Source organism: Kitasatospora sp. NPDC050543 (genome assembly GCF_044457565.1).
Lineage (GTDB): Bacteria > Actinomycetota > Actinomycetes > Streptomycetales > Streptomycetaceae > Kitasatospora.
Genome location: NZ_JBITGZ010000021.1, coordinates 30,598 through 52,802 on the forward strand (window position 1 = coordinate 30,598; position 22,205 = coordinate 52,802).

General features: G+C 74.6%; 21 protein-coding genes and 1 riboswitch. Of the genes, 5 read left to right on the plus strand and 16 right to left on the minus strand.

Annotation, left to right across the window (positions count from 1 at the left end):
• Positions 1–112: 112 nt before the first annotated feature.
• The 8 genes from ACIBH3_RS24085 to ACIBH3_RS24120 form a co-directional block, all read right to left on the minus strand.
• Positions 113–559, minus strand: a complete 447-nt coding sequence (locus ACIBH3_RS24085; protein ID WP_396314124.1) for a PH domain-containing protein — start codon at positions 557–559, stop codon at positions 113–115.
• Positions 560–725: 166 nt separating this feature from the next.
• The gene (gene hisG / locus ACIBH3_RS24090; protein ID WP_396314125.1) at positions 726–1,574 is read right to left on the minus strand and encodes an ATP phosphoribosyltransferase; all 849 of its coding nucleotides are present in this window, start codon (positions 1,572–1,574) and stop codon (positions 726–728) included.
• Positions 1,575–1,663: 89 nt separating this feature from the next.
• Positions 1,664–1,936 carry a phosphoribosyl-ATP diphosphatase gene (locus tag ACIBH3_RS24095; RefSeq protein WP_396314126.1) on the minus strand — a complete coding sequence of 91 codons (273 nt, stop codon included), beginning with the start codon at positions 1,934–1,936 and terminating at the stop codon, positions 1,664–1,666.
• A gap of 109 nt (positions 1,937–2,045) precedes the next feature.
• Positions 2,046–2,531: a 6,7-dimethyl-8-ribityllumazine synthase gene (ribH, locus tag ACIBH3_RS24100; RefSeq protein ID WP_396314127.1), complete on the minus strand. Its 486-nt coding sequence runs from the start codon at positions 2,529–2,531 to the stop codon at positions 2,046–2,048.
• Between the two features lie 114 nt (positions 2,532–2,645).
• The gene (locus ACIBH3_RS24105) at positions 2,646–3,908 is read right to left on the minus strand and encodes a bifunctional 3,4-dihydroxy-2-butanone-4-phosphate synthase/GTP cyclohydrolase II (protein WP_396314128.1); all 1,263 of its coding nucleotides are present in this window, start codon (positions 3,906–3,908) and stop codon (positions 2,646–2,648) included.
• Positions 3,905–4,495, minus strand: a complete 591-nt coding sequence (locus tag ACIBH3_RS24110; protein ID WP_396314200.1) for a nicotinamide riboside transporter PnuC — start codon at positions 4,493–4,495, stop codon at positions 3,905–3,907. The genes ACIBH3_RS24105 and ACIBH3_RS24110 overlap by 4 nt, the downstream gene beginning before the upstream one ends.
• A 56-nt stretch (positions 4,496–4,551) precedes the next feature.
• The gene (locus tag ACIBH3_RS24115) at positions 4,552–5,214 is read right to left on the minus strand and encodes a riboflavin synthase (RefSeq protein WP_396314129.1); all 663 of its coding nucleotides are present in this window, start codon (positions 5,212–5,214) and stop codon (positions 4,552–4,554) included.
• A gap of 188 nt (positions 5,215–5,402) precedes the next feature.
• Positions 5,403–5,530, minus strand: a riboswitch (FMN riboswitch).
• Between the two features lie 249 nt (positions 5,531–5,779).
• On the minus strand, positions 5,780–6,085 hold the full coding sequence (locus ACIBH3_RS24120) for an antibiotic biosynthesis monooxygenase family protein (RefSeq protein ID WP_396314130.1): 306 nt from the start codon (positions 6,083–6,085) through the stop codon (positions 5,780–5,782).
• Between the two features lie 163 nt (positions 6,086–6,248).
• On the opposite strand from ACIBH3_RS24120, the gene ACIBH3_RS24125 reads away from it, so the two are divergent.
• Together ACIBH3_RS24125 and ACIBH3_RS24130 are read left to right on the plus strand one after the other, a co-directional pair.
• Complete coding sequence (locus ACIBH3_RS24125) at positions 6,249–6,944, plus strand: MSMEG_1061 family FMN-dependent PPOX-type flavoprotein (RefSeq protein WP_396314131.1); 696 nt, start codon at positions 6,249–6,251, stop codon at positions 6,942–6,944.
• A gap of 123 nt (positions 6,945–7,067) precedes the next feature.
• On the plus strand, positions 7,068–7,487 hold the full coding sequence (locus tag ACIBH3_RS24130; RefSeq protein ID WP_396314132.1) for an HIT family protein: 420 nt from the start codon (positions 7,068–7,070) through the stop codon (positions 7,485–7,487).
• A gap of 40 nt (positions 7,488–7,527) precedes the next feature.
• On the opposite strand, the gene ACIBH3_RS24135 is transcribed toward ACIBH3_RS24130, so the two are convergent.
• The 3 genes from ACIBH3_RS24135 to ACIBH3_RS24145 form a co-directional block, all read right to left on the minus strand.
• A complete protein-coding gene (locus ACIBH3_RS24135) occupies positions 7,528–8,283 on the minus strand; it encodes a hypothetical protein (RefSeq protein WP_396314133.1) in 756 nt (251 codons plus the stop codon).
• Positions 8,280–8,816, minus strand: coding sequence for a sigma-70 family RNA polymerase sigma factor (locus tag ACIBH3_RS24140; RefSeq protein WP_396314134.1), 537 nt, complete (start codon positions 8,814–8,816; stop codon positions 8,280–8,282). The genes ACIBH3_RS24135 and ACIBH3_RS24140 overlap by 4 nt, the downstream gene beginning before the upstream one ends.
• A 112-nt stretch (positions 8,817–8,928) precedes the next feature.
• Positions 8,929–9,552 carry a hypothetical protein gene (locus ACIBH3_RS24145; RefSeq protein WP_396314135.1) on the minus strand — a complete coding sequence of 208 codons (624 nt, stop codon included), beginning with the start codon at positions 9,550–9,552 and terminating at the stop codon, positions 8,929–8,931.
• A 356-nt stretch (positions 9,553–9,908) separates the two neighbouring features.
• Here ACIBH3_RS24145 and ACIBH3_RS24150 point away from each other — a divergent pair, with 356 nt between their 5' ends.
• A complete protein-coding gene (locus ACIBH3_RS24150; protein ID WP_396314136.1) occupies positions 9,909–10,424 on the plus strand; it encodes a cupredoxin domain-containing protein in 516 nt (171 codons plus the stop codon).
• A gap of 16 nt (positions 10,425–10,440) precedes the next feature.
• Here ACIBH3_RS24150 and ACIBH3_RS24155 read toward each other — a convergent pair whose 3' ends face one another.
• The 3 genes from ACIBH3_RS24155 to ACIBH3_RS24165 are packed head-to-tail and all read right to left on the minus strand — an operon-like array spanning position 10,441 to position 13,103.
• The gene (locus tag ACIBH3_RS24155) at positions 10,441–11,454 is read right to left on the minus strand and encodes an NAD(P)/FAD-dependent oxidoreductase (protein WP_396314137.1); all 1,014 of its coding nucleotides are present in this window, start codon (positions 11,452–11,454) and stop codon (positions 10,441–10,443) included.
• Positions 11,451–11,987: an isoprenylcysteine carboxyl methyltransferase family protein gene (locus ACIBH3_RS24160; protein WP_396314138.1), complete on the minus strand. Its 537-nt coding sequence runs from the start codon at positions 11,985–11,987 to the stop codon at positions 11,451–11,453. The genes ACIBH3_RS24155 and ACIBH3_RS24160 overlap by 4 nt, the downstream gene beginning before the upstream one ends.
• 51 nt (positions 11,988–12,038) lie before the next feature.
• Positions 12,039–13,103 carry a type III polyketide synthase gene (locus tag ACIBH3_RS24165; protein ID WP_396314139.1) on the minus strand — a complete coding sequence of 355 codons (1,065 nt, stop codon included), beginning with the start codon at positions 13,101–13,103 and terminating at the stop codon, positions 12,039–12,041.
• 80 nt (positions 13,104–13,183) lie between these two features.
• On the opposite strand from ACIBH3_RS24165, the gene ACIBH3_RS24170 reads away from it, so the two are divergent.
• Together ACIBH3_RS24170 and ACIBH3_RS24175 are read left to right on the plus strand one after the other, a co-directional pair.
• Positions 13,184–14,077 (plus strand): UbiA family prenyltransferase, encoded by an 894-nt coding sequence (locus ACIBH3_RS24170; protein ID WP_396314140.1) that lies wholly within the window; start codon positions 13,184–13,186, stop codon positions 14,075–14,077.
• 119 nt (positions 14,078–14,196) lie between these two features.
• Positions 14,197–17,991 (plus strand): SpoIIE family protein phosphatase, encoded by a 3,795-nt coding sequence (locus ACIBH3_RS24175; protein WP_396314141.1) that lies wholly within the window; start codon positions 14,197–14,199, stop codon positions 17,989–17,991.
• A 33-nt stretch (positions 17,992–18,024) separates the two neighbouring features.
• On the opposite strand, the gene ACIBH3_RS24180 is transcribed toward ACIBH3_RS24175, so the two are convergent.
• Both ACIBH3_RS24180 and ACIBH3_RS24185 read right to left on the minus strand, forming a co-directional pair.
• Positions 18,025–19,542, minus strand: a complete 1,518-nt coding sequence (locus ACIBH3_RS24180) for a glutamate synthase subunit beta (protein WP_396314142.1) — start codon at positions 19,540–19,542, stop codon at positions 18,025–18,027.
• Between the two features lie 244 nt (positions 19,543–19,786).
• Positions 19,787–22,204, minus strand: coding sequence for a glycoside hydrolase family 2 protein (locus ACIBH3_RS24185; RefSeq protein WP_396314143.1), 2,418 nt, complete (start codon positions 22,202–22,204; stop codon positions 19,787–19,789).
• Position 22,205 lies beyond the last annotated feature (1 nt).

Here is a 22,205-nt window from a genome sequence, read left to right on the forward strand (position 1 = left end):
ACCCGTACGAGGCTCGCCAGCGCGTTCGGTGCCGCTGGGCGCGGCGGCGGAGGTCGGGTACGAAGCAGGCCGGGACCGGGGAGAACCGGCTGCGGGAGCGGGGAGGACGGGCCTACGGCTGCACCTGGGCGGCGTGGCCGTCGACCAGATCACGCAGCGCGCGGGCGGCCTGGATGGCCTGGTCGCGGCCGAGGCCAGGCTGGATGCCGACGACGGGCAGCGAGGTGCCGTCGGCCAGGTCGAGGGTGGCCCACGGGTCGCCCTGGCGGAAGTTGACCCGGACGATCTCGGCCCAGGCCAGTCGGCGACGGCGGACGAAGTTCACCACGGTGACGCCCTCGGCGTCGGCGCTCACCTTGGGCCGGGCCAGCAGCAGGCCCACCCCGGCGAAGAGCACCCCGCTGAGGACCATCGCGATCCGGTCGTTGAGCTGCCAGTTCGCCGGCAGCGCGAAGGCGATCACGGTGAACATGACGACCAGCAGCGCGCACACCGGCAGCAGGACGGCGCGGGTGCGGCGCGGCGCCCAGGTGACGGGCAGCTCGGCGGGGGTGGACACGTGGGGTCTCCAGGGCAGCGGGCGGGGCGGGGACGGCCTGGCGTCCCCGCCCCGGTCAGAAGGCGCGGGTGGTGCGGCGGTGCGGGTGGCTCGGTGAGCCGGGGGGCTCAGTGAGCCGGGGGGCTCAGTGAGCCGGGGGGCTCAGTGAGCCGGGGGGCGGTGCAGGTCAGAGCCGGCAGGCGTGGATGTTGGTCACCAGGATGGCCCGGGCGCCGATGCTCCACAGGTCGTCCATGATCCGCTGGGCCTCCTTGCGGAGCACCATCGACCGGACGGCCACCCAGCCCTCGGTGTGCAGCGGCGAGACCGTCGGCGACTCGAGGCCGGGGGTCAGCGCCACGGCCGCGCCGACCTGCTCGGCCCGGATGTCGTAGTCCATCAGCACATAGCGGCGGGCCACCAGCACACCCTGCAGGCGGCGCAGGAACTGCTCGACGCGCGCGTCCTCGCCGGCGCCCTTCGGGCGGATGACCACGGCGTCCGAGATCAGGATCGGGTCGCCGAAGACCTCCAGGCCGGCGTTGCGCAGGCTGGTGCCGGTCTCCACCACGTCCGCGATCACATCGGCGACGCCGAGCTGCACCGCGGTCTCCACCGCGCCGTCCAGCTTGGTGACGGTCGCCTTCACACCGTTGTCGGCGAGGTGCTGCTCGACCAGCCCGGTGTAGGAGGTGGCGATCCGCAGGCCCTCCAGGCCCTCGACGTCCTTGACCTCCACGCCCAGCGGGCGGGCGAAGCGGAAGGTCGAGCCGCCGAAGCCGAGCGCGAGCACCTCCTCGGCGTTGGAGGCGGAGTCCAGCAGCAGGTCACGGCCGGTGATGCCGACGTCGAGGCGGCCGGAGCCGACGTACACGGCGATGTCGCGCGGGCGCAGGAAGAAGAACTCGACCTCGTTGTTCGGGTCGACGAGTACGAGTTCCTTGGGGTCCTTGCGCTGGCGGTAGCCGGCCTCATGGAGCATCTCCGCCGCTGGACCCGAGAGCGAACCCTTGTTGGGGACGGCGATGCGCAGCATGAGCGGTGAATCCTTCGCTGAGGTAGCGGGTGAGGGGTGGTGCGGCGGTACGGGCCGCGCGTGGTGGCGGCCCGTACCGGGGAGTCGGGTCAGAGGTGGGCGTACACGTCGTCGAGCGTCAAGCCGCGGGCGACCATCATCACCTGAAGGTGGTAGAGGAGCTGCGAGATCTCCTCGGCGGTGCGCTCGTCGGTCTCGTACTCGGCGGCCATCCAGACCTCGGCGGCCTCCTCGACGACCTTCTTGCCGATGGCATGGACGCCCTGCTGGACGAGCTGCGCGGTACGGGAGGACGAGGGGTCGCCTGCGGCGGCCTTCTGCTGGAGCTCGGTGAAGAGCTCCTCGAATGTCTTCGAAGCCATGATGGACTCACCTTACGGCTTGCCGGCTGACGGACGGTAAACAGTCCCGGACCGTGGACAGTCCGCCGGACATCCGGCGCACCGCACGCCGGATGTCCGGGTGGGGCCGTCAGCGCCAGGGCTCGGAGACCGCCCGCAGGGTGGCGGCGGTGGCCACGGCCGCGGTGACGGCCTCGTGGCCCTTGTCCTCGGCCGAGCCGGGCAGGCCGGCGCGGTCCAGCGCCTGCTGCTCGTTGTCGCAGGTCAGCACGCCGAAGCCGACCGGGACGCCGGTCTGGACGCTGACCTGGGTCAGACCCATGGTCGCGGCCTGGCAGACGTAGTCGAAGTGCGGGGTGCCGCCGCGGACGACCACGCCGAGCGCGATCACCGCGTCGTAGCCGCGGTCGGCCAGCTGCTTGGCGGCGACGGGCAGCTCGAACGTGCCGGGGACCCGGAGCACGGTCGGCTCCTCGATGCCCAGCTCCTTGAGCGCCCGGTGGGCGCCGTCCAGCAGGCCGTTCATCACCTGCTCGTGCCACTGCGCGGCGATCACCGCGACCCGCAGGTCGGCGCAGTTCTGGATGGTCAGCTCGGGGGCTCCGTGGCCGCTCACGTGCGTACTTCCTCTTCGGTGGTGGCTGGTGGTGACTGGTGGTGGCTGCGTGTGGTGACTACTTGCGGTGACTACTCGTCGTGGCCGGGTGGACTGCGGGGCCGCCGGGATGGCTCAGGAGTCCTCGCCGAGCCAGGGCAGTTCGTGGCCCATCCGGTCGCGCTTGGTCCGCAGGTAGGTCAGGTTGTGCTCGCCGGCGGGGGTCTGGACGGGCTCGCGGCCCTTGACCTTCAGGCCGTGCTCGGTGAGCGCGGCGATCTTGTCGGGGTTGTTGGTGAGCAGCGTCAGCGAGCGCACGCCGAGGTCGGTGAGCATCTGGGCGCCGATGCTGTAGTCCCGGGCGTCGGCGGGCAGGCCGAGGTCGAGGTTGGCGTCCACGGTGTCGCGGCCCTGCTCCTGGAGCTCGTACGCGCGCAGCTTGTGGGCCAGGCCGATGCCCCGGCCCTCGTGGCCGCGCAGGTAGAGCACGATGCCGCGGCCGGCGGCGGCGACCTTCTCCAGCGAGGCCTGGAGCTGCGGGCCGCAGTCGCAGCGCAGCGAGCCGAAGACGTCGCCGGTGAGGCACTCGGAGTGGACCCGCACCAGCAGGTCCTCCCCGTCGGCGACCCGGCCTTCGGCGTCCAGCGGACCGGCGACCAGCGCGAGGTGCTCGACGCCGTCCAGGGTGCCGCGGTAACCGACGGCGGTGAACTCGCCGTAGGCGGTGGGCAGCGCGGTGACGGCGGCGCGGTCGACGTGCAGCTCGGTGCGGCGGCGGTAGGCGATCAGGTCCTCGATGGAGATGATCGCCAGGCTGTGCTCCCGGGCGAAGGCGACCAGCTCGGGCAGCCGCGCCATGGTGCCGTCGTCGTTGACCACCTCGGCGATGGCGCCGGCCGGGGCCAGCCCGGCGAGGCGGGCCAGGTCGACGGCGGCCTCGGTGTGGCCGGGGCGCACCAGCACGCCGCCCTCCACGGCGCGCAGCGGGAAGACGTGGCCGGGGCGGGTGAGGTCGCCGGGCTCGGTGCCGGCGGAGGCGAGCAGCTTGACGGTGCGGGCCCGGTCGGCGGCCGAGATGCCGGTGGAGACGCCGTCGCGGGCGTCGACCGAGACGGCGTAGGCGGTGCCCTTGCGGTCCTCGTTGACCTGGGTCATCGGCGGCAGCTTGAGACGGTCGAGTTCTCCGCCGGTCATCGGGACGCAGATGACACCGGAGCTGTAGCGGATGGTGAAGGCCATCAGCTCGGGGGTGGCGGCGGAGGCGGCGAAGACGATGTCGCCCTCGTTCTCGCGGTCCTCGTCGTCCACCACGATCACCGGGCGGCCGAGGGCGATGTCGGCGATGGCACGCTCGACGGGGTCGAGGGCGAGGTCGTCGGTGACGGGCTGGGTGCTCATGCGGATGCTCCCTGCAGGACGTTGGTGCTCGCGGCGGGATGGGGGGCGCGGGTGCTCAGCCACCAACCGCGCAGGCCGAGCAGGACGAGGACGAAGTAGATGCTGTAGGTGAGGCCGGAGAAGGCGTAGCCGCTGTTGAAGGCGAGCGGGACGCCGACCACGTCGACGGCGATCCAGGCGAACCAGAACTCCAGCCAGCCCCGGGCCTGGGCGTACATCGCGGCGAGCGTGCCGACGAAGATGTACGCGTCGCCCCAGGGGTTCCACGAGAGCGAGGGGTTGGCGAGGAAGAGCCAGGCGAGGGCGAGCGTACCGAGCGCGGTCGCGCCGGCCAGCACGGCCCGCTCCGTCCAGCTGGCGAAGCGGACGGCGATCTCGCCGGTGTCGCGACGCCCGCGGCGCCACTGGGTCCAGCCCCAGCCGGCGGCGGCGATCACGATGAGCTGCTTGCCGATCAGGCCGGGGACATGGCCGTTGAGGTAGGCGGCGATCAGCACGACGCCGGAGAGCAGCTGGAGCGGCCAGCTCCAGACCGAGCGACGCCAGCCGAGCGCGAGCGCGGCCAGGCCGAGCAGGTTGCCGGTCATGTCGGCCCACCGCACCGGCTCGCCGAAGGCGGTGAAGGCTATGCCGCTGAGGGAGTTCACGAGGCGTCCTTCGCGATCGTGGCGGGGAGGGTGCGGGAGTCGAGCAGCCGCTCGACGTACTTCGCGAGCACGTCGACCTCAAGGTTGACGGGCTCGCCGACGCGCTTGGCGCCGAGCGTGGTCAGCGCGAGGGTGGCGGGGATGAGGCTGACGGTGAAGCTGTCCAGGGCTGCCTCGACGACGGTCAGGCTGACGCCGTCGACGGTGATCGAGCCCTTCTCCACCAGGTAGCGCGAGATGGACTGCGGGAGGGAGAAGCGCAGCACCTCCCAGCGGGGCAGGCCGGCCGTGTCGAGGTCGCCCGGCTCGCGGCCCAACAGGGCGCCGGTGGCGTCGACATGGCCCTGGACGAGGTGTCCGCCGAGGCGGGCGCCGAGCGCCATGGCGCGCTCCAGGTTGACCCGCGAGCCGGGCGCCAGGGCGCCCAGGCTGGAGCGCAGCAGCGTCTCCTTCATCACGTCGGCGGTGAACTCGCCGCTCTGGGAGGCCAGTTCCTCGGGGGTGTCGACGACGGTCAGGCAGACGCCGTTGACCGCGATGGAGTCGCCGTGGTGCGCGCCCTGACAGACCACCGGGCCACGCAGGCGGATTCGCGAGGAATCGCCGATCTCCTCGATGGAGACGACCTCGCCGAGCTCTTCGATGATGCCGGTGAACACCCGGGTTCTCCTCGCGCTTGGGGCGCGGACTCCGGGGTGTGGCATGGGAGAGGACACGGACGGACGGGGGTGCACCGACCTCGCCGGACAGGCCGCCCTGCGGCGATATCCCGTCGCCGAGGGAGAGCTCTCCCGCTGGTCACACACTTCGCGTGATCCACGGGGGACCACGGCACCGCTCGAACCGTCGCGCACGCCTCCCATCCGGACTTTAACCGTCGGTCCAGGAATTTCACCTGGTCAACCGGCCGCTGGCTGCGGGCGGGTCGCGGACTGTAACCGCCGGTTCGGATTTTCACCGACCCCGGAGTGCGCTGAACGTCACTGCTACTACTGCCGTCATTGTGCCATGATCCGCGGCAAGCCAGGGAGAGGCTTTTGCTGTGGGCTGTTTCACTCCCCCGGGGGGAATTCCGGACGGTGCCCGGCGGTCCACGCCGGCGTCGACTCGGGCGAGGTCGGGCGAGGTCGGGCAATCTCGGACGCGTTCGGCGCTCGGGCAGTCTCGGACGTGTCCGGGCGTGCCCGGACGCACCGCGCTACACCGGGATCTGCTCGGGCCCGCTCAGGCCGTGGCGACCGAGGTGTAGTGGGTGACCTCCGGCGGGTGCGCGAGGTGGCGCAGCTCGCCCTCGGCCCAGATCGGCCGGATCCGCCACATCGGCCCGGCGTACCCGCGCAGCGCCTCCTCGTCCCGCCAGCGGGTGATCACCAGCACCCGGTGGCCGTCGTCGGTCAGCGAGCGCAGCACCTCGCCGCCGAGACACCCGTCCACCTGCCCGATCTGCGGGATCGCCTCGGCCACCAGCAGGTCGCAGAACTCGTCGACGTGGCCCGTCATGATCTGCCCCGCCCAGATGCGGATGATCACGGCTTCCTCCTCCCGGGCCGGCGCGGCCGCGCCTCGACCAGCGCCTGTTCCCATTGTCCGCCCACCGGGCAGGGGTGGGGCGGATCCGGTACGGGAGCGGGTGCCCGCCGGGGCCCGGGCCCACGGATGGGGCGCGGCGGCGGGGTCCGTTAGATTGCGCCGTATGACCATCACACCGGAGTCCGATGTTCCGTCAGCGGTACGGCCCACCCCGCCCGGAGACCTCTTCGAGGCGATCCTCGCCGACGCCGTACGGGAACCGGCCGGGCTGCGGGCGATCTACCCGGAGCCCGGCGAGGTCGCCCGGCACAAGGAGCTCGACCACATCAACGAGGTCTCCCGTCGGCTGATCGGCTGCGCCTCGCTGGTCCTCATCGCCACCGCCGACGCCGCCGGCCGCTGCGACGTCTCGCCCCGGGGCGGCCCACCCGGGCTGGTCTCCGTCCTGGACGAGCACACCCTGGCCATCCCCGACGCGACCGGCAACAAGCGGCTGGACAGCCTGCACAACATCCTGGAGACCGGCCGGATCGGCCTGCTGTTCGTCATACCGGGCCGGGACACCACCCTGCGGCTGAACGGCCGCGCGTGCGTGTCCACCGATCCCCGGCTGCTGGAGCAGCTCACCCCCGTGGGCAAGCCGCCGCTGAGCGCCATCGTGGTGCGCGCCGAGGAGGTCTACCCGCACTGCCCGAAGGCGTTCCTGCGCAGCGCCGCATGGAAGCCCGGGAAGTGGCTCTCCTCCGAGGACGCGCCCAGCTCGGCGCAGGTCACGCTCTCCCACCTGGGCATCCCGGGGCTGACCATCGAGATGGTCGAGCAGGCCGAGCGCGAGTCGCTGCTCTACCGCTACGAGTGAGCCCGGCCCGCCGCCCGGCCCTCGGGTCGGAGCAGCGGGCGGGGTGCGGCGGGTCATGGAGCAGCGGGCCGGGCGGCGGCCCGGCAGCGGGCCGACGGGCCCCCGGCGGGTTTCAATGGACGGGTGGACTGCGTCTTCTGCGCCGTGGTGGCCGGCGAGGAGCCGGCGCACCAGGTGCTCGACGAGGCGGCGGCGGTGGCCTTCCTGGACCGCCGGCCGCTGTTCGCCGGGCATGTGCTGGTCGTCCCACGGCGGCATGTGCGCACCCTCACCGACCTCTCCGCGCCCGAGGTGGGGCCGTTCTTCCTGAGCGTGCAGCGGGTCACGGCGGCCGTCGAGCAGGGGATGGACGCGGCCGGCAGCTTCGTCGCCGCCAACAACCGGATCAGCCAGTCCGTACCGCATCTGCACGTCCATGTGGTGCCGCGCAACCCCAGGGACGGGCTGCGCGGCTTCTTCTGGCCGCGCTCGCGCTACCCGGACGAGGACGCGGCCGCCGAGGTCGCCGCCCGGCTGAGGGCGGCGCTCCCCGACCGGCCGTAGGGCCCGGCAGTGAGCATGGCGGGGGTGGCTCGGCCCGGGCTCAGACCGGGATCGCCACCAGTTGCCTGCCGTCCAGGGTGCGCACCTCGAAGTGGTCCAGGTCCGCGCGCGGGATACCCGCGCCGCCGTGGGTGACCAGCGGGTCGGGCGAGCCGGGGACGCCGTAGCCCGCCGCGGGGACGGACCAGGTGGTGACGGTCTGACGCTCGCCGGTGCGCGAGACGGCGACCAGGTCGCAGGCGAGCGGCCCGGTGACGTTCCCGAGCTGCAGGGCCACGTGCGTGCCCCACTTCTTGGTCTCCAGCGCGACGGTCGCCCGCACCCCGGTGGCCGGGTCGGTCGCCGAGTGCGGCTCGCCATGGTCCATCAGGTCCTGGGCGGGGCTGGTGGAGTGGGCCGAGACACTGCCGTTGCCGCCGCCGGCCGCCAGCGCACCGGCCAGCGGGCCGCCGATGATCAACGCGGCGGCCGCGGCGACCAGGAACAGCCGCCGGGTACGGGTGGTCCTGCGGGTCTGCGCCACCTGGCCGACCAGCTGCTCCAGCAGCTGCGGGCTCGGCCGTGGCAGCGGGTCGGGCTCGGCGGCCCGGCCGATGGCGGGCGCACTGCCCGGCTGCGGGCGGACGGCCTCGGCGAACTCCGCGAGCAGCGGTTCGAGGCCGGACAGCTCCTCCACCTCCGCCGCGCAGAGGGCGCAGGACGCGAGGTGGGTCTCGAAGGCGGCGTGCTCACTCGGTTCGAGGATGCCCAGGACATACGCGCCCGCGTCCAGGTGCTGGTCCTGCGGCGACGTCATGTGGTCACTCCTCGTTCATCGAGCGCGAGCTTCAGCGAGCGAAGCGCGTAGAACAGCGTCGAGCGGACGGTCTCGGAGGGCACACCCAGCGCCGCGGCCGCCGCGTTGGCGGTGCGGCCCTTGAGGTACGTCTCGACGATGACCTCGCGGTGCGCCGCGGTGAGGTCGTCGAGCGCCTCGGAGACGGCCATCAGGCGCAGTGCCCGCGCCAGTTCGTCCACGTCCGGGACGGCCTGCGGGCCGCTCGCGCGTTCGCCGCCGGCGCCCTGGGCGGTGATCCGCCGGGCGACGGCGACCAGCCACGGCCGCAGCGCGGCCGGGTCGGCGTCGAGGTGCTGGACGTTGCGCCAGGCCTGGACGAGGGTCTGCTCGACCACCGCTTCGGCCCGCCGCCGGTCGCCGTCGACCAGGCGCAGCACGAAGCCGAGCAGCGGGCCGGCGTGCTGATCGTGCAGGAGCCGTATCAGGGCCTCGTCCGGTGCGGGGCCGGCACGTCCGGCGGGGTGTCGGCCGGTCAGCGGGTGGTCTGTCACGGGCGCATTGTGCCGCAATCCACCGGCTCCGGTCGACCGTGCCGCCGGGCCGGCCACCCGTGCGGGCCCGACGGCGACGGGCCCGCACGGGGGCGTGGACCGGGGAGCGGCCTCAGTAGCCGCTGCCGGTGGTGGCGGAGGGGGCGGTGGAGGCGGAGGGAGCGGCGGCGCCCGCGGGAGCCGCGGCGCCGGCGCCGGCCTTCTTGCCCTCGGGGGTGGAGGCGAACCAGGTGCCGCCGACGCCCTGGCCCTTGGTGTCACCGGCCGCCTTGTCGTCGGCGAAGCGGTACAGCGGCCAGCCGTTCAGGGTCAGCTGCTTGGTGCCGTCGGCGCGGGTCACGCTGCCGACCAGCTTGGCGTCGATGCCCTTGACCGAGGTCTGGTCCACCATGGCCGGCGGCCACTTCATCGCGCACGCGTCGTTGCAGTTGGAGGCCGAGGGCTTGGCGGTGTCCTTGTCGAAGCGGTACAGCGTGTGGCCGGAGCCGTCGGTCACGATCGGTCCGAGGCTCGGCGACTGTGCGGCCACCAGCGCGGCCTGCCCCGTCTCGGCCCCGGCGGGCGCGGGCGCCGCCCCGGTGTCGCCGGCGGCCGTCGCGGTGGCGGCCGCTGCGGTGGCGGCGGGCGCCGCGGCCGTGCCGCTGTCCTGCGAGTTCTCCGGGCCGCACGCGGTGGCCAGGGCGATCAGGGCTATGGCGGACGCGGTGACGGCGGAGGTGCGGACGATGCTGCGCATGAGAGGTGCTCCCTGAGATGAGGTTCCGACAGTCGCGGGAGGACGCCGGGGTGTTGACTCGGCCGCCTTCCCGCTCACACCAGTCAGTACGGTGCGCGGCGGCCGGGTACTCAACGCCCGGCGAAGAATCTCGGAAATCTTTTGGGAGTCCCCCGCCGGGCAGTCCGGGCGCCGGGGGCAGGGCGGTGCGGGTAGGCCGTTTGCCCCGCCCGATCGGGTGGATCGGGGCGCGGTGAGGGTGTGGTCCGCGTGCCGGACCGGGGTGGTGCGGCCACTGTGGACCGGTCCTTCCGGCCCGTCACCCCCGGTGCGCCGGGGGCTGGGTGGCCGGAGCCGCGCACCCGAAGGGAACCCGCATGCCCCTGCCCCTCCCCCGCCGCCCGCGCGGTCGCACCCTGGCGGCCGCGCTCGGCTGTGTCCTGCTGAGCGTGGCTGGCTGCTCCAGCAGCGGCGGCGGCTCCGCCACCACCTCGCCCTCGGTGTCCCCCAGCCCGTCCGCGTCGGCCAGCGCCTCCCCCACTCCGGCGCCTACCACGGCGTCACCGTCCGCGTCGGAGTCGGCCTCCGCCTCGGCGAGCCCCTCCGCCTCCGGCTCGGCGACCGCCACCGCCACCACCACCGCCGCGACCGTCACCATCAAGAACTTCGCCTTCAACCCGGCGAACCTCACCGTCGCCCCCGGCACGACCATCACCGTCCTCAACCAGGACGGCATCGCGCACACCATGACGTCCACCCAGAGCGGCGCCTTCGACACCGGCCCGTTCGCCGGCGGCGCCACCGCGACCATCACCGCCCCCACCGCGCCCGGCAGCTACCCCTACATCTGCACCATCCACCCGTTCATGACGGGCACCCTCACCGTGAAGTGACGCCCCCGGCTGGGCGTCAGCCCAGCTGGTTGACCAGGGCGGTGAAGGTGCGCGGCAGCCGGGCGGCCGCCGGCACGATCCGCCCGGCCAACGGCGGGCAGGACCGCAGCCACAACAGCCCGTCGGTGAGCAGGCGGTGACGCCGGGACACCCGTCGCCACCGCCGCTCGTACTCCTGCGGGCGGTCCGTCCGCACACAGTGCACCAGCTGCGCCGCACCGGCGAGGGCGAGCGAGAGGCCCTCCCCGGTGAGCGCGTCGATGTACCCGGCCGCGTCACCGACCAGCAGCACCCGCCCCGCGACCCGGGAGCGCACCCGCTGGCGCAACGGTCCGGCGCCGCGCACCGCGGTGGCCGCCCGGGCGGGCAGCCGGCGGGCCAGCGCCGGGAAGCGGGCCAGGTGCTCCTCGAAGGGCGCCCGGGCGGCGGTCAGCACCGCCACCCCGAGCAGGCCGGGCCCCAGCGGGGTGACGTACGCCTCGGCGCCGGCCGTCCAGTGCACCTCGACGTGGTCCGCCCAGGGCTCCACCGCGTAGTGCCGGCGCAGGCCGTAGCGGGCGGTGCGCGGATCGGGCAGTTCCAGGCCCAGCCGGCGCCGCAGCGGTGAGTGCAGTCCGTCGGCGGCGGCCAGGTAGCGGGCGCTCAGACCGGCCGCCGTGACACCGTCGGCGTCCTGGCCCAGGTCGTCCACCCGGACGGGCAGGACGGGTACGCCGAGCTCGGCGGCCCGCTGCGCCAGGGCGCGGTGCAGCGCGGTGCGCCGTACGCCGAGCGCGGGGCCGTGACGGAAGGCGGCGTCCGCCCGGTGGCGCTCGTCCAGGTAGCTGATGCCGTGGATGGGCCGGCCCTCGACGGTGACGCCCAGGCCCGCCAGCGCCCGTACCCCGCCGGGCATCAGGCCCTCGCCGCAGGCCTTGTCGATCGGGGCGGGCCTGGGTTCGGCCACCACCACCTCCAGCCCGGCGAGCGCGGCGTGGATCGCGGTGGCGAGCCCGGCGGGGCCGCCACCGGCGACCAGCAGGTCGATCACGCGCGGGCCACCGCGGCGGCGGCCGGCGCGCGGCCGGCCAGCGCCGCGTTCTCGCAGCGCAGCCGGGTGGCCAGCAGCGGCAGGTTGAGCAGGGTGAAGCCCGCGGCGGTGAGCCAGGCGCCGTGCACCAGCGGCAGGGCGACCCCCTCCGTCACGACCGCCAGGTAGTTGGGGTGGCGCAGCAACCGGTACGGGCCCGAGTCGACCAGGGGCAGCCCGGGCACCACGATGACCCGGGTGTTCCAGCGCGGGCCGAGGGTGGCGATGCACCACCAGCGCAGCGCCTGGGCGCCGAGTGCGAGGGCCAGCATCGCCGGGCCGAGCAGGGGCGGGTAAGGGCGCTGGGCCCACCAGGTCTCGGCCAGGCAGCCGGCCAGCAGGCCGGTGTGCAGCAGGACCATGACGGGGTAGTGGCCGCGTCCGTACTCCACTCCCCCGCGGCCCAGGCTCCAGGCGGCGTTGCGGCGGGCCACCAGCAGTTCGGCCAGCCGCTCGACGGCGACCAGCAGGATCAGTGCGGTGTAGGCGGTCATCCTCGTCCCTTCCGGCGTCGTGTCCGGCGCTCGTGCGCGGTGCCGTCCCGGCTACCAGCGCAGCAGGACGAGTTCGGAGCAGAAGCCGGGCCCCATCGCGAGCAGCAGGCCCGGGGTGCCCGGCGGCGGCGGGCTCAGCGCGAGGGTGTCGCGCAGGATGTGCAGGACGGAGGCGGAGGAGAGGTTGCCGACCGCGTTGAGCGAGCGCCGGGTCACCTCCAGCGCGTGCACGTCCAGGTCCAGGCTCTCCTGGACGGCGTCCAGCACCTTGGGGCCGCCGGGGTGGCAGACCCAGGCCGTGACGTCCGGCGGCTTGAGGTCGTGCTCGGCGAGGAAGGAGCGCACCTCCTCGCCGACGTGCAGCCGGACCAGGTCGGGCAGGTCGGCGCCGAGCACGATCCGGAAGCCGCTGTCCACGATGTCCCAGCCGAGCGCCCGTTCGGTGCCCGGGTAGAGCCTGCTGCGGGTGGCGAGGACGGTGGGCCCGGCGTACGCCCGGCGGCGCGGGTGGCGCCGGCCGACGGCGACCGCGGCGGCCGCGCCGTCGCCGAACAGGGCGCCGGCCACCAGGCCGGCCGGGGAGCTGTCGGCGCGTTGGAGGGTCAGCGAGCACAGTTCGACCGAGAGCAGTGCGGCGACCTGCTCGGGGTGGCCCCGGAGGTAGTCGTGCAGCCGGGCGAGGCCGGCCGCGCCGGCCACGCAGCCGAGCCCGAAGATCGGCACCCGCTTGACGTCGGGCCGAAGGCCCAGCCGGCCGGCCAGCCGGGCCTCCAGCGACGGCGCGGCGATGCCCGTCACGGAGGTGGAGATCACCAGGTCCACGTCCTGGGCCGTCAGGCCGGCCTCGGCGAGCGCGGCGCCGAGCGCCCGCTCGCCGAGGTCGAGGGCGACCTCGATGAAGGTGTCGTTGGCGCGCCCGAAGCCGTCGAGCTGCGCGTACCGCTCCAGCGGGAGCGCCAGGTTCCGGCCCGCGACGGCGGCGCCGGCGTGCAACCGCTCCAGCACCGCCCGGCCCGCGCCCTCGGTCCGGCAGAGGGCCGCGACCGCCGCGGTGATCTCGCCCTGCTCGTAGCGGTGCGGCGGGAGCACGCCGTGGACGGCCGCGATACATGTCATCCCGTCAGAATAGAGACACGGGCCGAACAATCATCAGGAACATCGCATCCACGGCATTTCGTGCGATCTACCATCGGGGCGTGCACAGCATCGGAGCCGGTGACCTCCCCGCGGCGCACCGCCCGGCCCAGCGGCGGGCGCTGGGACTGCTCCAGGCCTGCCACCCCGCCCCGGCCGCCGCCGTCACCGCCGTCAGCACCGCGCTGGCGGCGGCGGGCGGGCGCGGACCGGCGGGCAGCGCGCTGGTGGCGCTGGCCGTGCTCAGCGGGCAGCTCTCGGTCGGCTGGTGCAACGACCGGGTGGACCTGCGGCGGGACACCGCCTGCGGGCGCACCGACAAGCCCCTGGTCTCCGGGGCCGCCCGCCCTCGTACGGTGGCCGCCGCGGCCGGCTGCGCGCTGGCGCTGTGCGTACCGCTGTCGCTGGCGAACGGCGCGGCGGCCGGCGCCGCCCACCTGGCCGGGGTCGCGGCCGCCTGGGCCTACAACCTCGGCGTCAAACGGACGGTGCTCTCCTGGCTCCCGTACGCCCTCGCCTTCGCCCTGCTGCCCGCGCTGATCACAATGGCGCTGCCCGGCGGGCCCTGGCCGCACTGGTGGGCGATGGCCGGCGGCGCGCTGCTGGGCGTGGGCGCGCACGCCGCCAACGTCCTGCCCGACATCGACGACGACCTCGCCGCCGGTGTCCGGGGCCTGCCCCAGCGCCTGGGCGCGGGCGGGGCCCGCGCCCTGGCCGCCGCCGCGCTGCTCGCGGCCTCCGCCCTGCTCGCCCTCGGGCCGGCAGGCCGGCTCGGCCCGGGAGCCCTGCTGGGTCTGGCCGCCACCGCGGCGCTCGCCCTCGCCGCGGCCGCACCGCCGCGCGGGCACCGGGGCACCGGCACCGGCACGCAGAGCCGGCTGCCCTTCCTGGCCGCCCTCGCACTGGCCGCCGTGGACGTCTGCTGGCTGCTGCTGCGCGGCGCCGCTCTCGCCTGACCTGCCGGCCTGACCTGCGCCTTTGCGCCCGGATCCGGGGCTGGGCAGGCCCTCACCCGAGTGGCCGCGGCCCGTCGGTGGGAAGATGGAGGACGGACAAACGACCTCCGGGTGGTGCCATGCAGATCGACGAGCAGGGCACGGCTTCAGGTGCCAGCTGGCCTGCGGCTGGCGGACGGCCGTCCCAGGACGGTCTGCTGTCGGTGCCGATCGCCACCGCGCTGATCGAGGACACCGGACGCATCCTGCACTGGAGCTCCGACGCGCAGGCCCTGCTCGGCTTCACCGCCGAGGAGGCGGTCGGCGCGATGGCCGCCCAGATCCTGGTGACCGAGGAGCAGCGGCCCCAGGTCACGGAGCTGTTCGACAACATCCTGCGCGGCGTGGCCTGGTCCGGCGTCTTCCCGGTGCGCCACCGCGACGGCCACCATGTGAACCTGGAGTTCCGCACCCACCCCATCGCCGGCCCCAACGGGCACCCGCTGGTGCTGGCGGTAGCCTCCGACGTGACCGCGCTGCGCCGGGTGGAGGCCGACCTCGCCATCCTGGACGGCTTCTTCACCCAGTCCCCGGTGGGCATGGCGGTCTACGACACCGAGCTGCGCTTCGTCCGGCTGAACGAGGCGCTCGCCGAGGTGAACGGCCTGTCCGTGCGCGAACACCTCGGGCGCCGGGTGACGGAGATCCTCCCCAACGTCAACGGCGCGGAGATCGAGGCGGTGATGCGCGAGGTGCTGGCCACCGGCCGGCCGGTGGTCGACGCCCGCTCGCACGGCCGCACCCCGGGCGACCCGATGCACGAGCGCGCCTGGTCCGCCTCGTACTTCCGGCTGGAGGAGCCCGGCGGTCAGGTGCTCGGGGTGAGCTCCACGATCATCGACGTGACCGCGCGGTTCCGGGCCGAGTCCCGGGCCGCCGCCGCGCAGGAGCGCCTCGCCCTGCTGGTGGACGCCGCCGCCTCGATCGGCACCACGCTCGACCTGCGCCGGACCGCCCGCGAGCTGGCCGAGGCGTTGGTGCCCAGGGTCGCCGACGCCTGCGGGGTGTTCGTCCTGGACAAGCTGGTGTCGGAGACCAGCCCGGCCGCGCTGGACACCGCCACCGCCGCCGCGGAGCCGGTCCGGCGGCTGGCCCTGAGCAGCACGGACGCGAGCTACCCGGTGGAGGACCTGCCGACCGAGACGGTGTACGACGTCCCGCCGGACTCCGCGTACGCCCAGGCGCTCGCCACCGGCCGGCCGGTGGTCGCACCGCTGTGGGAACTGCCGTTGCTGACCTACGGGATGCCGCCCGAGCGCCGCCGCGCCTACCTCGGCCGGCGCTCGCGCCCGGTGCGGATCACCCCGCTGGTGGCCCGCGGCGCGGTCCTGGGCATGGTCGTCTACTCCCGCCGCGGCGAACGGGAGTCCTTCACCTCGGCGGACATCAAACTGGGCGACGAGCTCGCCTCCCGCGCGGCCGTCGCCATCGACAACGCCCGCCTGTACCTGCGTCAGGAGCAGATCCTCAAAACCAGGGCACAGGCCCTGCGCGACGCCAAGGCGGCGCAGGAACGGCTGGCCGTGGTCAACTCGGCCTCCACCCGGATCGGCACCACCCTCGATCCGGGCCGCACCGCCCAGGAGCTCGCGGAGGTCGCCACGCCCCGCCTCGCCGACGCGGTGGTGGTCGAGGTGCTGGACTCGCTGCTGCGGGGCGAGCGCGAGCAGTTCAGCCCGGCGGAGCGCTCCGCCCTGCTGCGACGGATGGCGTACCACACGGTCGAGGGTTCCGGGATGTGGCCCAGCGCCCCGCTGGGCTCCACCCACCGCTTCCACCCGACCACCCCGCGCTCCTGGAGCCTGACCCACCGCCGCCCGGTGCTGGTCTCCCACCTGGACGAGAAGGCGATGGCCTGGCTCACCCACGACCCGCTGCGGGCCCAGGCCGCCGTGGAGCAGGGCGTGCACACCTTCATGATCGTGCCGCTGATCGCGCGCGGCTCACCGGTCGGCGTCGCCGCCTTCTACCGCTCCGTCACCGAGCGCCCGTACGACGAGGAGGACCTCGCGCTCGCCCGCGAGCTGGCGGCCCGCGCGGCCGTCTCGATCGACAACGCGCTGCTCTACACCCGGGAGCGGGAGACCGCGCGGGAGCGGCAGCTGGCCCTGGACCAGGCCAACACCGCCCGCCAGCGGCTGGCGCTGCTCAACGAGGCGAGCAACCGGATCGGCACCACGCTCGACCTCCAGCGCACCGCGCAGGAGCTGGTGGAGGTGGTGATCCCGCGCTTCGCGGACTTCGTGACGGTCGATCTGCTGGACGCCGCGCTCAGCGGGGACGAGCTGACACCCCCGCTCTCGCACGACGGCTCGCTGCTGATGCGGGCGGTCGCGGTCGGCGAACTCGACGACAAACAGGCGATGGCCGAGGCCGCCGACTCGGTCGGGCAGACCTCGCAGTCCGCCGAGGTGTACGCCGAGAGCCTGCGCACCGGCCGCTCGATCCTGGTGGCCGAGGTCGACGAGGCGCAGCTGCGGCGGATCGTCGCCTCCCCCGACCGGGTGCAGCCCAGCCTGGACGCGGGCGTGCACTCGTACCTGATGGTGCCGCTGCTGGCGCGCGGGGTGGTGCTCGGCGGCGCCGAGTTCATCCGCACGGCCAACCCGGAGCCGTTCGGCCCGGCGGACGTGGCGCTCGCCGAGGAGCTGGCGGCCCGGGCCGCGGTGTGCATCGACAACGCGCGCCTCTACCGGCGCGAGCGGGACACCGCGCTCACCCTGCAGCGCAGCCTGCTGCCGCAGGAGGTGCACCAGGCGGTGGGGCTGGAGATCGCCTACCGCTACCTGCCGAGCAGTGTGACCAGCGAGGTCGGCGGCGACTGGTTCGACGTGGTGCCGCTCTCCTGCGGCCGGGTCGCGCTGGTGGTCGGCGACGTGATGGGCCACGGCATCCGGGCGGCCGCCACGATGGGCCAGCTGCGCACCGCCGCCCGGACCCTGATGCAGCTGGACATCGACCCGGCCCGGGTACTGCGCCGGCTGGACGACGCGACGGCCGCCTTCGGTGAGGGGCAGTTCGCGACCGGCGTCTGCGTGGTCTTCGACCCGGTGGACCGCAGCTGTACCGCCGCCTCCGCCGGGCACCTGCCACCGGTGGTGGCCGGCCCGGACGGCTCGGCGCGGCTGGTCACGCTGCCGACCGGCGCTCCGCTCGGGGTGGGCGGAGTGCCCTTCGAGAGTGTGGAGTTCACCCTCCCCGAGGACGGCATCCTGGTGCTGTACACCGACGGCCTGGTCGAACGCCGCGGTCAGGACCTCGACGAGGGGATCGACCTGCTGCGCCGCACGGTCGCCGACCGGCGGGACTCGCTGGAGCAGGCCTGTGACGCCGTCCTCGCCGCACTGGGCACCCAGGGCAGCGAGGACGACATCGCGATGATCATGGCGCAGGCCCGCCCGATCGGTGCCGACCGGCTGGCCACCCTGCCGCTCACCGGCGACCACGCCATGGTGCGGCACGCCCGGAGGTTCACCCGCAGCACGCTCAGGTCCTGGGGGCTGGGCGCGCTCAGCGACCAGACGGAGCTGCTGACCAGCGAACTCATCACCAACGCGCTGCTGCACGCGGGCGCGCCCACCGAACTGCGGCTCTTCCGCCACCACGAGCTCACGGTGGAGGTCGCCGACCTGGACTCGCAGGCGCCGCGGCCCCGGCGGGCCAGGGAGGGCGACGAGAGCGGGCGGGGGATGCACCTGGTGGAGGAGTTGGCCCACCGCTGGGGCAGTCGCAGCACCGGCCACGGCAAGGTGGTCTGGTTCGAGGTCGAGCTGCCGCCCGCCGCCCGGCCCGGCGCGAGCCCCGGCCCCGGGGCCGGGACCGGGACCAAGGCCGGGGCCGGGACCGGGACCAGGGCCGGGCGCGGCCGGCCGTAGGGCGGGCGCGGAGCCGGAGTCGGGGCCCGGGCGTCAGAGCGCGACCGGGCGGTCGGCCGGGGCGACCGGCGCGGGCAGCTCGGTGAAGCCGCGCAGGTAGCGGTCCACGGCGGCCGCCGCCGAGCGGCCCTCCGCGATCGCCCAGACGATCAGCGACTGTCCCCGGCCCGCGTCACCCGCGACGAAGACACCCTCCGGGCCGGCGGCGAAGTCAGGGCCACGGGCCAGGTTCCCGGCCCGGTCCAGCTCCAGGCCGAGCTGCTCGGCCAGGGCGCCGTCCCGGTCCGGGCCGCGGAAGCCCAGCGCGAGCAGGACCAGGTCGGCCCCGATCACCCGGTCGGTGCCGGCGCGGGGGCGCCGGCCGACGGGCTCGGCCTCGGCCAGGCGAACGGCCGCGACCCGCCCCCGCCCGTCCCCCTCGAAGCTCAGCGTGACGGCGGAGAAGAGCCTCGGGTCGCACCCGCCTGGCCCGGCCGCCGGCTCCCGCGGCCGGCCGGGGCGAGGCCGGGCCAGCGCCCTGGCCTCCTCGTGCGAGGCGGAGATCCGGTACACCTTGGGGTGCACCGGCCAGGGCTGGCCGTCCGCGCGGGCGGTGGCCGGCTCCGGGTTGATGTCCAGCTGGGTCACCCCGGCGGCGTGCTGGCGCAGCGCGGTGCCCAGGCAGTCGGCGGCGGTGTCGCCGCCGCCGATGATGACCACCCGGCGCCCCTCGGCTGTCAGGGGTGGGTCGGCGAAGTCGCCCTCAGCCACCCGGTTGGCCAGCGGGAGGTACTCCATCGCCTGGTGGATGCCATCCAACTCACCTCCGGGGACCGGCAGTTCCCGCCACGCGGTGGCGCCGACGGCGACCACCAGTGCGTCGTGGCGGGCCCTGAGTTCGTCGCCCGCGAGGTCGCGGCCCACCGCGACCGCGGCCCGGAACTCGGTGCCCTCGGCCCGCATCTGCTCCAGCCGGCGGTCCAGGTGGCGCTTCTCCAGCCGGAACGAGGGAATGCCGTAGCGCAGCAGCCCGCCGATCCGGTCGGCGCGCTCGTACACCGTGACCCGGTGCCCGGCCCGGGTGAGCTGCTGGGCGGCGGCGAGGCCGGCCGGGCCGGAGCCGATCACGGCGACGGTGCGCCCGGAGCGGCGGTCGGGCGGCTTGGGCTCCTCGCAGCCGAGCTCCCAGGCCCGGTCGGCGATCGCGGCCTCGATGCTCTTGATGGTGACCGGCTCGTCGTTGATCGCCAGGACGCAGGCGCTCTCGCACGGGGCCGGGCACAGCCGCCCGGTGAACTCGGGGAAGTTGTTGGTGGCCAGCAGCCAGCCGGCCGCCCGCTCCCAGGCGGCGTAGGAGGCGAGCCGGTTCCAGTCCGGGATGCGGTTGCCCAGTGGGCAGCCGTGGTGGCAGAACGGGATGCCGCAGTCCATGCAGCGTTCGGCCTGCTTGGCGACCAGGGGCAGCAGGCCCTGCCCGGTGTAGACCTCGTTCCAGTCCCGCACCCGATCCCCCGGCGGCCGTCGCTCGGGGAGCAGCCGGGGGGTGGTGAGAAACCCCTTCGGATCGGCCATGGGCCGCCTCCGTCACCGCGCAGTGGTCCCGGATCCGCGTGGCACGGCCGACGGGCGTCGATCGAGTGTTCCGGGGCCGGTTCTGCCGGGCCGGCCGCGGTGGTGCAGAGGCGGCGCCCTGGGCCACGCCCGCCTTCCTTGCAGCCACGATACGTCCGCCGCCCCGGATGCACGAGCCCCTCGGCCCCGCGACCGGAAAGCCCGAGCCGCTCGGCCCGGCCCCCCGGCACTCGGCTGCGGGCGCTCAGCCGCGGGCCGGGGCGGCGGGGCCGGCCGGGGCCTGGTTGAGGCAGCGCAGCACGGGCGCCGAGAGCAGGGCCGCCCGGTCGAGCCGCCGGCCGGTGGTGACGTGGAAGCCGGCGCTCTCGCCCGGGAGCAGGGTGACCAGCATGTCGTCGACGTGGGCGGCCGGGTCCAGCCGGTCGGGGAAGAGGGCGAGCTCGCGCAGCAGGGTGCGGGCGGTGACGGTGACGCGGTAGCCGCCCTCGACGGCCTCGGCGCGGGCGTCGTAGCGGGCGGCCGGGAAGGCCACGGCGGTGTCCTCGGCGAAGAAGGAGATCGCGCGCGAGCTGCCGAGGGTGACGGCCAGCAGCTCGGCGGCGGGGTCGGCGGGGTGCAGGACGGCCGCGGGCACGGGCACCCGCAGGACGCTGCGGGCGGCCGCGGTGATCTCGGTGCTCTCCTTGGCCAGCGGCTCGCCGCCGAGCCCGTACCTGAGCAGCGAGAGCTCGCCGCTCCACGGCCGGTCGCTGTCGTTGACGACCGCGACGGTGGCGCCGCGGACGGTGAGCAGGCGCTCCGCGTAGGCGCGGCGCAGCGCGTACCAGAGCGGTTTGCGGCGGCCGGCGCCGTCGACGGCCGACCAGGAGATGGCCGGCCAGCAGTCGTTGAGCTGCCAGAGGATGGTGCCGCGGCAGTGCGGGGCGAGCGCGCGGAAGTGTTCGATGCCGTGGGCGACGGCGCGGGCCTGGTTGAGCTGCGTCAGGTAGTGCCAGTCGTCGTAGCCGGTGGGCTGTGGCAGGTGCCCGGCGAGGCCGCGCAGCAGCTTGACCTGGCCCTCGACAGCCTTCTGATGGTGCGTCAGCAATGACGAATCGGGACTGAGTTCACCGCTGACGGCGGCCCGCAGGGTGGCGTGCGCGGGTGGCCCCTGGAAGCCGAACTCGGCGACGAAGCGGGGGGTGTAGTCGCCGTAGCGGGTGTAGTCCTCGCGATTCCAGACGTCCCAGATGTGGGTGGTGCCGTGGGCGGGGTCGTTGGGCGCGGCCGCCGGGCTGCCGGAGTAGGGGCTGCCGGGCCAGTAGGGCCGGGCCGGATCAAGCTCGGCGACCAGCCGGGGCAGCAGGTCGTAGTAGTACCCGGCGCCCCAGCTGCGGCCGGCGAGCTCGGGCTGCCAGCCCCAGTCGGCGTGCCCCTCGATGTTCTCGTTGTTGCCGCACCACAGGACCAGGGACGGGTGCCGGGCCAGGCGGGTGATGTTCTCCCTGGCCTCGGCCTCCACCTCGGAGGCCAGCGGCTCCTCCTCGGGGTAGGCGGCGCAGGCGAACGGGAAGTCCTGCCAGACGAGCAGGCCGAGTTCGTCGGCGAGGTCGTAGAAGTCCTCGCTCTCGTAGCGGCCGCCGCCCCAGACCCGGACCAGGTTGACGTGGGCGTCGGCGGCCTGGCCCAGGCGTTCGGCGAGGCGGGGCCGGGTGACGCGGGTGGCGAAGCAGTCGTCGGGGATCCAGTTCACGCCGCGGACCTGGACGGGGGTGCCGTTGACGGCCAGGGTGAAGCTCGCCCGTTCCAGCGTGACGGACCGGAAGCCGATCCGCCCGTGCCAGGACTCGCCGACGTCCCCGCCGGCGAGCTCGACGCCCAGTGCGTACCGGGTCTGCCCGCCCAGGCCGCGCGGCCACCACGGGGCGGGGGCCGGCACCCGCAGGGCGAGGACGGCGGTGCGCTCGCCGGGCGCCAGCAGCACCCGGGTGCGGACGCCGGCGACCTGGGCGGTCAGCATCCGGGGGCGCTCGTCGGTGCGCTCGACCCGGACGTGCACCTCCACCCGCCCCTCGCCCCGCTCGTCCAGGGTGACCAGGGGCCGGACCTCGGCGAGGCGGGCGCCGCTCCAGCTCTCCAGCCCGATGGGCCGCCAGATCCCGGCGGTGACCAGGGCCGGCCCCCAGTCCCAGCCGAAGTTGCAGGCCGTCTTGCGGATGAACTGGTACGGCTGCGGGTACGCGCCGGGCCGCTCGCCGAGCGCCGCCCGCTGCGCCTCGGCGTAGGCGTGGGCCGAGTGGAAGCGGATCCGGAGGGTGTTCTCGCCCTCCTTGAGCAGGTGCCGGACGGAGAAGCGGTAGGAGCGGTGCTCGTTGGCGGTCCGGCCGATCGGCACACCGTTGAGGGTGAGCTCGGCGACGGTGTCCAGCCCCCGGCAGACCAGGTCGGTCCGCTCGTGCTGGTCGGCGCTCCAGCGGAACGACGTGCGGTACTCCCAGTCGGTGCGGCCGATCCAGCTCAGCCGGTCCTCGTTGTCGTCGAGGTACGGGTCCTCGATGATCCCGGCGTCCAGCAGGTCGGTGTGCACGCAGCCCGGCACGGAGGCGGGCACGTCGGCGACCGGCACGCCGTGGGAGACCGCGGTCAGGGTCCAACCCTCGTGCAGGGCACGGAAGGCGCTCAAG